A 251-nucleotide genomic window follows, 5' to 3' on the forward strand; every position below is an offset into this window, starting at 1 on the left:
GGAGCAACTGGACAGTGCCGACAACCTGCTGCTGGTCAGCCATCAACCCCTGGTGGGCAACCTGATCGGCCTGTTGCAGCACGGCCACCTGCGTGATCCGCAGCCGATGAACACCGCCAGCCTGGCGGAGCTCGAAGGCGACTGGCCCCTGGCAGGGCTGATGACCTTGAATGCCGTGACACACTCTTGATGGACGCGGCGGCAGGGCATGCCCGGGCCGCCTTTGTTGTCTCGAACCCACCGATCCCCGG

At 65.7% G+C, this 251-nt stretch carries 1 pseudogene; it reads left to right on the plus strand.

The features are described from left to right. A pseudogene (locus SB725_RS32790) lies at nt 1-190 on the plus strand (phosphohistidine phosphatase SixA); the annotation flags it as partial. Nucleotides 191-251: the final 61 nt, after the last annotated feature.

Origin of the sequence: Pseudomonas sp. SIMBA_041 (assembly GCF_046535095.1) — a bacterium.
Classification (GTDB): domain Bacteria; phylum Pseudomonadota; class Gammaproteobacteria; order Pseudomonadales; family Pseudomonadaceae; genus Aquipseudomonas; species Aquipseudomonas mucoides.